10 protein-coding genes are annotated in these 8,479 nt (G+C 39.9%); all 10 read left to right on the top strand.

The window, feature by feature from the left end; translation table 11 throughout:
• Window positions 1-173 precede the first annotated feature (173 nt).
• Window positions 174-1,517, top strand: coding sequence for an MmgE/PrpD family protein (locus tag AC06OU_RS02895; protein ID WP_475853854.1), 1,344 nt, complete (start codon window positions 174-176; stop codon window positions 1,515-1,517).
• An 18-nt stretch (window positions 1,518-1,535) separates the two neighbouring features.
• Window positions 1,536-1,922 carry a 4-carboxymuconolactone decarboxylase gene (gene pcaC / locus AC06OU_RS02890; protein ID WP_298472113.1) on the top strand — a complete coding sequence of 129 codons (387 nt, stop codon included), beginning with the start codon at window positions 1,536-1,538 and terminating at the stop codon, window positions 1,920-1,922.
• A gap of 67 nt (window positions 1,923-1,989) precedes the next feature.
• On the top strand, window positions 1,990-2,922 hold the full coding sequence (locus AC06OU_RS02885) for a hydroxymethylglutaryl-CoA lyase (RefSeq protein WP_475853851.1): 933 nt from the start codon (window positions 1,990-1,992) through the stop codon (window positions 2,920-2,922).
• Between the two features lie 16 nt (window positions 2,923-2,938).
• Window positions 2,939-3,733: an enoyl-CoA hydratase/isomerase family protein gene (locus tag AC06OU_RS02880; protein WP_475853850.1), complete on the top strand. Its 795-nt coding sequence runs from the start codon at window positions 2,939-2,941 to the stop codon at window positions 3,731-3,733.
• A 14-nt stretch (window positions 3,734-3,747) separates the two neighbouring features.
• Entirely contained in the window at window positions 3,748-4,908 is a 1,161-nt protein-coding gene (locus tag AC06OU_RS02875; RefSeq protein ID WP_251552555.1) for an acyl-CoA dehydrogenase family protein, read from the top strand.
• Window positions 4,909-4,930: 22 nt separating this feature from the next.
• Window positions 4,931-6,298, top strand: coding sequence for an MmgE/PrpD family protein (locus AC06OU_RS02870; protein ID WP_475853849.1), 1,368 nt, complete (start codon window positions 4,931-4,933; stop codon window positions 6,296-6,298).
• 33 nt (window positions 6,299-6,331) lie between these two features.
• The gene (locus AC06OU_RS02865; RefSeq protein ID WP_475853847.1) at window positions 6,332-6,862 is read left to right on the top strand and encodes a PaaI family thioesterase; all 531 of its coding nucleotides are present in this window, start codon (window positions 6,332-6,334) and stop codon (window positions 6,860-6,862) included.
• Entirely contained in the window at window positions 6,859-7,704 is an 846-nt protein-coding gene (locus tag AC06OU_RS02860; RefSeq protein ID WP_475853846.1) for a fumarate hydratase, read from the top strand. Before AC06OU_RS02865 ends, AC06OU_RS02860 begins: the two co-directional genes overlap by 4 nt.
• 11 nt (window positions 7,705-7,715) lie before the next feature.
• The gene (locus AC06OU_RS02855; RefSeq protein WP_251552558.1) at window positions 7,716-8,264 is read left to right on the top strand and encodes a Fe-S-containing hydro-lyase; all 549 of its coding nucleotides are present in this window, start codon (window positions 7,716-7,718) and stop codon (window positions 8,262-8,264) included.
• A 37-nt stretch (window positions 8,265-8,301) separates the two neighbouring features.
• Window positions 8,302-8,479, top strand: a 178-nt coding sequence (locus tag AC06OU_RS02850; RefSeq protein ID WP_475853856.1) for an NAD(P)-binding domain-containing protein, incomplete at its 3' end; no start/stop codon positions are given.

The following is an 8,479-nucleotide window of genomic DNA, read 5'->3' as shown; positions in this document are numbered from 1 at the left end:
GGTTTTGGAGCCAATTTACGAAGAATATGAAGAAGAAATTCTAGCGGATGTAATCGAAGCAGCACGGGAAGCGGCTAAATAGGTTACTACATTTCTAAACTTAGAACTGAAAACGTTGGTACTAAAACCGACTTTTTCAGTTTACATAGAGTAAAAAAGGATGGCGAGAAAAAATGGTAACAAAAACTTTAGTAGATCGTTGCTTATCAACTTCTTTTGAACAAATACCAGAGGATGTGAAGCTTCATGGAAAAAGAAGCTTACTAAACTGGATGGGGGTTGCCATTGGAGCTTCAAGGCATCCGTCTATTGAAATGATGTTGGACGTAACAAAAGAATTGCAATCGGCAGAGCAGGTTTCTGTATTCGGAAGAGAAGAAAAAGTGGATTTATTGATGGCAGCATTAATAAATGGTACGTCTTCTCATATTTTTGATTATGATGATACGCATTTAGATACGATCCATCATCCTAGTGGACCAGTGGCTCCAGTCGTTTTTGCGTTAGGAGAAAACTTAGGGTTAAGTGGAGAGGAAATCTTGCACGCGTTTATATTAGGCTGCGAAGCAGAATTAAGAATCGCCAATGCGGTTTACCCAAGTCATTATCAGCTAGGCTGGCATATTACAAGCTCTACGGGGGTTTTTGGTGCAGCAATCGCAGCAGGTATTTTATTGAAGCTAGATTCTGAAAAGCTGGTTTGGGCTTTAGGTATAGCAGGGACACAAGCATTTGGTCTAAGAGATGTATTTGGAACAATGACTAAACCATTCCATCCTGGAAAAGCTGCACAAAATGGCTTGCTAGCAGCATTATTGGCAAAGAGAGGTTTTACGAGCTCTGAAATGATTTTAGAATCGAAGCGTGGGTTTGCTAATGTGTTAGCTCCGGAGCATGACTTAGAAAAAGTGAATGTGAACTGGGGAGAGGAATGGGAGCTATTAAAAAATAGTTTTAAGCCATATGCTTGCGGGATTGTTCTTCACCCTACAATTGATGCATGCGTTTATTTACATAAACGTGCTTCAGCTGATCAGCTAGAGTCAATTGAGCTAACGGTTAATCCTTATGTACTGGAGTTAACTGGTAAGGAAACTCCACAGACAGGGCTAGAAGGAAAGTTCAGTGTTTATTTTACAGCTGCAATAGCATTCCTAGATGGGGATGCAAGTGAAAAACAGTATACAGATGAAAAGGTAAAAGATGAAAAAATTATAGAAGTACAAAACAAAATTCGTGTAGTGATAGACGAAAACCTGAAAGAAGATGAGGTCGAGCTAGCTGCATTATTAACAGATGGAACTACAGTAACGCACAAAGTTTTGCATGCAAAAGGTAGCATTGATAACCCCATGCAAGAAGATGAGCTTCTGACCAAATTCGGTAGCCTTGTCGAAGAGCATATGGGAAAAGGCACAACAGACAGTATGGCTCAGTTTCTCTTAGACATAGATAAATATTCTGATATAAACGAACTTATTGTTCTGAATAACAAAGGAAATGGTGTACAAATATAAAACGATAGGAGAATGGCTATGAACAAAGAGAGATTTGAAAAAGGATTAGAAATAAGACGAAGTGTCCTTGGAGCAGAGTACGTTGATCATTCTATTAATAATGCAACTGATTTCAATATGCCGATGCAAGAATTAGTAACCGAATACTGCTGGGGAGAGGTTTGGGCTAGACCTGGCCTTCCGAAGAAAACGAGAAGCATGATAAATCTCGCTATGATTACTGCTTTAAACCGACCGCATGAGTTAAAGCTTCATGTACGAGGAGCTATTAATAATGGGGTAACGAAAGAAGAAATTCAAGAGGTGTTACTACAAACTGCTATATATTGTGGAGTGCCAGCAGCAATCGATAGCTTTAGAACTGCAAAAGAAGTGTTAGATGAAATAGATAAAGAACAACAATAGAGAACAAATACCGATACAAATTTTTTTACATTATTTTTGGATACAAAATACATGACGGAGGTCTTAGATGAACTTTCCCAAGAGTGTACAAATAAATGAAGTTGTTCTACGAGATGGTTTACAGCTAGAAAAGAAAATCGTAAGTGTGGAAGAGAAAAAATTACTTTTTGATCAGTTAGTAAAAGCTGGTGTGTCAACTATTGAGTTTGGATCATTCGTCCATCCAAGGTTAGTACCGCAAATGGCAAACAGCGGTGAATTGTATTCGCTTGTTACGAATCAAGACAAAAATCTTTCGCTGATCGCATTAATTCCAAATTTAAAAGGAGCAGAAATTGCTCATTTGAACGATGTGAAAGAAGTAAATTTTGTTTTCTCCGCAAGTGATACGCATAACTTGCAGAACGTGCATAAAACAACGGCAGAATCACTAAAGGAATTAAAAGAAATTCAAGACTTTTGTTTAAAGAAAAATATTCTGTTAAGCGTTTCTATCGCAACTACCTTTGGATGTCCTTTTGAGGGTGAGGTACCAGTTGAAGGGATTAAAAGTGTATTAGCTGAAGTAATAGCTATACAAGTTAACAAGATTTCATTAGCAGACACAACTGGGATGGCAAATCCGAAGCAAGTGTATGATTTGTTGATTGGTTTACGTAGTGATTTTCCAGGACAGAAATTTAACCTGCATTTTCATAACACAAGAGGAATGGGACTCTCCAATATTCTTGCAGCTATGGAAGCAGGAGTAGACAGTTTTGACGCATCATTAGGCGGGCTAGGCGGTTGTCCATTTGCACCGGGTGCAACAGGGAATGTCTGTACGGAGGACGTCGTACACATGCTCCACAGTATGGGGATTGAAACTGGTCTATCCTTAGATAACTTACTAGAGGCGTCCAAGACACTCACCAAAATAGTAGAACATGAGACTCCAAGCTATATAAGAAGTGCAGGACCGTACAATCGTAAATATCCAGTTCCTACTATAACTAAATAATTTGGAGGATACTTTCATGACAAATTGGAAGACGATAATTGTGAACGAGGAGTACAGTGCTGAAAATGTTTATATCATTGAATTGAATAGACCTGAAGCAATGAATTCCTTAAATACATTAATGGCAAACGAGCTGATTGAATGCTTGAAGGAATTACGAGAAAAAGAGGATTTACGCGTTTTGATCCTAACGGGAAGCGGTGAAAAAAGCTTCTGCGTGGGAGCAGATCTAAAAGAAAGAAAAGGTATGACGAACAAGCAGTGGAAGCAGCAGCACGATATTTTTGAAGATGCATACGGATTGTTACGAAACTTTCCATATCCAGTAATCGCAGCGGTTAATGGGTTTGCGCTTGGAGGTGGAATGGAAATGCTCTTAAGTTGTGACCTTCGTTATACTGCAGACCATGTGAAGATGGGATTGCCGGAAGTGACACTGGGAATTATTCCAGGTGTAGGTGGGACGCAGCTTTTACCAAGAGCGATTCCGGTTAGTTTAGCAAAGGAGTTTTTATTTAGAGGAAATAAGATAGATGCACAAAAAGCGCTAGAGGCAGGGATTATAAATGGCGTATTTCCTAAGGAAGAGCTCCTGACAGGTACTTTAGAAGTAGCAAAAGAAATTGCTGGAAACGCACCGCTATCACTAAAAGCAATTAAACAAGCAATTAACAATGGGCTTCAAACGGATATCAACACAGCGTTAACGATAGAGCTAGACCAATATTATAAATGTGCCAATTCAGAAGATAGATTAGAAGGGGTACTATCCTTTAATGAAAAACGAAAACCAAATTGGCAAGGAAAATAAGGGAGGAATTTGGAATGGTATTAAGCACACAGGAAGATATAAATCTTATTAGGAAAAGTGTCCGTTCTCTATGCGAAAAGTTTCCAGAGGATTACTGGAAAGAAATAGATAAAAAGCAGGAGTATCCTGAGAAATTTATAAAAGCTTTAACTGACGAAGGTTGGCTATCCGTATTAATACCCGAAGAATATGGCGGGGCGGGCCTTGGCATGATCGAGGCGGGAATAATATTAGAAGAAATTAACCGCTCAGGAGGAAATGCAGGCGCTGGGCATGCACAGATGTACACAATGGGAGCTGTTCTTCGCCACGGAAATGAAGAACAAAAGAAACGGTTTCTACCGAAAATTGCAAGTGGAGAATTACGTCTTCAAGCCTTTGGTATTACAGAACCAACTGCTGGTAGTGATACAACGAGCATAATTACTACTGCTGAGCGTCAAGGAGACAAATATATAGTAAATGGGCAAAAAATCTGGACATCTCGGGCTAACTATTCGGACTTAATGCTATTACTGGCAAGGACTACGCCGAAGGATAAAGTGGCTAAGAAGACAGATGGGTTAAGTTTATTCATTTTAGATATGCAGGATCAAAAGGATCGGATTACGATTCGTAACATTGAAACGATGATTAATCATGCTACGACGGAAGTGTTCTTCGAGAATGTTGAGATTCCAGTTGAGAATCTAATAGGAGAGGAAGGAAAAGGCTTCCGATACGTATTAAGTGGGATGAATGCAGAGCGGATTTTAATCGCCTCAGAAAGTGTTGGGGACGGCTTGTATTTTATCGATAAGTCAGTGAAATATGCAAACGAGCGTGAAGTTTTTGGAAGACCTATTGGCCAAAACCAGGGAGTACAGTTCCCAATTTCTCGTTCTTATATGGAGATTGAAGCAGCTAAGCTGATGAGAGATAAAGCAGCAAACATGTTCGATGCAAACGAAAACTGTGGTGCAGAGGCAAACATTGCAAAATATTTAGCTTCCGAAGCAACATGGAAAGCAGCGAATGCTGCCATGGACACATTTGGTGGATATGGATTTGCTACTGAATATCATATTGAACGAAAGTTTAGGGAGGCGAGACTATTTGTAATTGCTCCTGTAACTAATAATCTTGTTGTCAGCTATGTAGGTCAGCACGTCCTAGGTTTACCGAGATCGTTTTAAAGCATTCAGGGTGACTGATGCTATGACCCCTAAAAAGGAGAATGAGCAAATGGAGTTAAGCAAGGCTTTGGCAAAATACAGTGTTGACATGACCTACGAAAAGCTTCCAGCAGAGGTAATATCGTTTACTAAGCTATGTATACTGGATTATTTCGGATCAGCGATAGCTGGTTCGGATAAACCACCAATTCAAATGATTAGTGATTTAATAGATGAAATGGGAGGCAAGGAGCAAGCTAGCCTCTTTACTGGAGGAAAAACCTCCGTCTTGCAAGCAGCTTTATTAAACGGGGCATCGAGTCATGTCGTGGAACTAGACGACATCCATAAGGGTTCTATTATCCATGCGGCAACAGTAGTTATTCCAGCTGCGTTAGCGATTGCGGAGTGGAAAGAATTATCCGGCAGGGACTTAATTACAGCTATCGTTGCAGGCTATGAAGTTTGTTTTAGAATCGGAGAAGCGGTTTCTCCATCCCACTATTATTATTGGCATAATACAGCGACATGCGGAACTTTTGGTGCAGCGATTGCGGCAGCTAAACTACTTCAGCTTACAGAGGAAGAGACGGTGCATGCATTAGGTAATGCAGGTACACAAGCAGCTGGTCTTTGGGAATTTATAGAGGACGGTGCAATGACCAAGCAGCTTCATTCAGGAAAAGCATCTATGAATGGCATTCTTGCAGCACTTCTAGCTCAAAAAGGGTTTACTGGACCGCTTAAAATTCTTGAGGGTAATCGTGGATTCTTTAAAGCTATGAGTGATGAGTATGATATGACGAAAATAACAGAAGGTTTAGGTTCAGAGTTTAAGATTATGGAAAATTCCTTTAAGATTCATGCTTCCTGTCGTCATACGCATCATGCCATCGACTTGTTAATAGAAGTCTTCAAAGAGCACAGTCCAAAATTTGAAGAAATTGAGTCAATAACAGTAAAGTCATACAAGGCAGCTATAGATATAACAGATAATGACGAACCGAAGACCGAGTATGCAGCTAAATTTAGCTTACAATTTTGCTCAGCATTGGCAATATTAAAAGGCAGCGCTGGTTTAACAGATTTTAATGAGTCTACATTATGGGACAGTCAAGTACGGGCGCTTTTGAAGCGAGTAAACGTAGGGATAGACTCGAGGATCAATGCTAGTTATCCGGAAAAATGGGGCTCTATGGTGGAGGTTGTTTTGACAAATGGAGAGATTATTTCTAAAGAAACGGACTTTCCTAAAGGTGACCCTGAAAATGCGGTTACTTCAGATGAACTTATTGAAAAGTTCAAGCACATGACAGGACAACATCCACCGGAAAATAAACAACAAATTATAGATAGCATCTTAGAACTAGAAATCATGGACAATATATCAGCCCTGATGGCTGAAGTGTAAAGGGATATTTGTTAAAGAGAGAGGGGTGCAAGGATGGAAGAAAATTATAAGGATAAAAATGAATTGATACAATCTATTCGAACGAATCTTCAATCGCTTAGTAGTAGTGAGTTAAACCAAATATCGTATTTACTCTCTCTTTATCAAACACCTTTTGAAAATGGAGATACAAAGGATATACCTATGCATTTTTTAGGAAGATTTTTAGGGATAACACAAAACTCAGATGGAACAACCAAAATGGAGCTTGGAATTCAAAATGAGAATACATATGGAATTGCGCAAGGTGGAGCCATTTATACGCTTTGCGATGTTGCAATAGGATTTAGTATATTAAGCAATTTAAAAGAAGACGAAAAGGTTTTTACACTGGAGCTAAAAGTTAACTTTATTAAAAAGGGGCAGGGCGCTTATCTATTAGCAAGTCCTTCTATACTTTATCAAGGAAAAAACACAGTCGTTTCAGAGTGTAATATCACAGACGAAAATGGGGACCTACTAGCCAAGGGGCTTGGTACATTTTATATTGTTCGGGATAAAAAGAGAGGGGAGGTTGAGGTATGAGCGTAATTCTTTATGAGACGGTAGTGGACCAGGTTGCAGAGATGTGTAAGAAATCGAATTATAACTTAGGTGATGATGTTTACACTGCTTTTAAGCAGGCGTTAAACACCGAAAAATCGGAAACTGGTAAAGAGATTCTTTTCCAATTAATCGAAAACGCAGATATTGCAAAAGCAGAACAAGTTCCAATGTGTCAGGACACGGGAACCGCAGTCTTTATCGTAGAACTAGGGCAAGGGTGTCAGATTGTTGGGGGGAGCCTAGTTCAAGCGATTAATGAAGGAGTTTCTAAAGGCTACAAGGACGGTTATTTGAGAAATTCAATCATTTATAATCCCTTAAATCGGAAAAACACAGGAAATAATACACCTGCTGTGATTCATATTGAGCTTGTGGAAGGGGATGAGCTTACACTTCATATGACGGCCAAAGGTGGCGGAGCAGAAAATATGAGTGATTTGAAAATGCTGAAGCCTTCTGCAGGAATGGATGGTGTAAAGGACTATATTCTATCTATCGTAAAAGAAGCAGGGCCAAATGCATGTCCTCCTCTTGTTGTTGGAGTTGGTGTTGGAGGGAACTTCGAACGATGCGCTTACTTAGCAAAAAAATCTTTATTTCGACCAATAGGTGTACGGCATCAGGATCCGGTTATTGCACAATTAGAACAAGAGCTGATGGATGAGATTAATAGACTTGGTATTGGTCCCCAAGGTATGGGGGGAAGTACAACAGCATTGGATGTAAAGGTTGAAGTAGAATCTTGCCATATAGCTGCACTGCCAGTAGCTGTCAATCTTAACTGCCATGCCAGTCGCCATCAAACTATTACGTTAACGTGAGGAGAGCTACTGTGCAGAAAAAAGTTAACCTACCTTTACAGGAGGCAGATTTGATTTCTTTAAGAGCAGGGGATCGTGTTTTATTGTCAGGCGTTGTTTATACAGCCAGAGATGCGGCTCACAAAAGAATGATTGAGCAAGAAATTGAAGGGATACCTTTTCCTATCGACCTCACCAATCAAGTTCTTTACTATGTTGGCCCAACTCCTGGTAGACCTGGAGAAGTTATTGGTTCAGCTGGCCCTACGACTAGCGGGAGAATGGACGCATATACGCCGAGGCTACTGGAAGCAGGACTAAAAGGCATGATTGGGAAAGGATATCGCAGTGAGGAAGTAAAGCAGGCGATGAGAACAAATAAAGCCATCTACTTTGGAGCAGTTGGAGGAGCAGCAGCATTAATAGCACGTTCCATCAAATCATCAGAAGTGATTGCGTATGAAGACTTAGGTACAGAGGCCATTAGAAAGTTAACGGTAGAGAACTTTCCTGTATTTGTTATAAATGATATTCATGGTGGGGACCTTTACGAAGAGGGAACAGCCAACTTTAAGCAATAGACGGTTGAAATCTATTTGAAAAGAAGGGATAACCTTAATGAGAGTTGGAATTATAGGCTTAGGTAACATGGGTGGCAGGATGGCTAAGAGGCTTTTAGAACAAGGAGTAGAAGTAGGGATCTTCGACGTTAATAAAGAATTTATGCGAACATATGCCAGCTTTGGTGCAGAAGAAGCAGAGAGTCCAGCTGATTTAGCAGCTAAATTTCAATATG

It is taken from the genome of Psychrobacillus sp. (assembly GCF_056205495.1).
The sequence above is the reverse complement of the archived record's forward strand: the minus strand, read 5'-3'. Positions and strand labels throughout refer to the sequence as shown.

Coding starts and splice junctions, on each gene's coding strand:
- AC06OU_RS02895 (WP_475853854.1), top strand. CDS start 174: ATGGTAACAAAAACTTTAGTAGATCGTTGCTTATCAACTTCTTTTGAA.
- pcaC (WP_298472113.1), top strand. CDS start 1,536: ATGAACAAAGAGAGATTTGAAAAAGGATTAGAAATAAGACGAAGTGTC.
- AC06OU_RS02885 (WP_475853851.1), top strand. CDS start 1,990: ATGAACTTTCCCAAGAGTGTACAAATAAATGAAGTTGTTCTACGAGAT.
- AC06OU_RS02880 (WP_475853850.1), top strand. CDS start 2,939: ATGACAAATTGGAAGACGATAATTGTGAACGAGGAGTACAGTGCTGAA.
- AC06OU_RS02875 (WP_251552555.1), top strand. CDS start 3,748: ATGGTATTAAGCACACAGGAAGATATAAATCTTATTAGGAAAAGTGTC.
- AC06OU_RS02870 (WP_475853849.1), top strand. CDS start 4,931: ATGACCCCTAAAAAGGAGAATGAGCAAATGGAGTTAAGCAAGGCTTTG.
- AC06OU_RS02865 (WP_475853847.1), top strand. CDS start 6,332: ATGGAAGAAAATTATAAGGATAAAAATGAATTGATACAATCTATTCGA.
- AC06OU_RS02860 (WP_475853846.1), top strand. CDS start 6,859: ATGAGCGTAATTCTTTATGAGACGGTAGTGGACCAGGTTGCAGAGATG.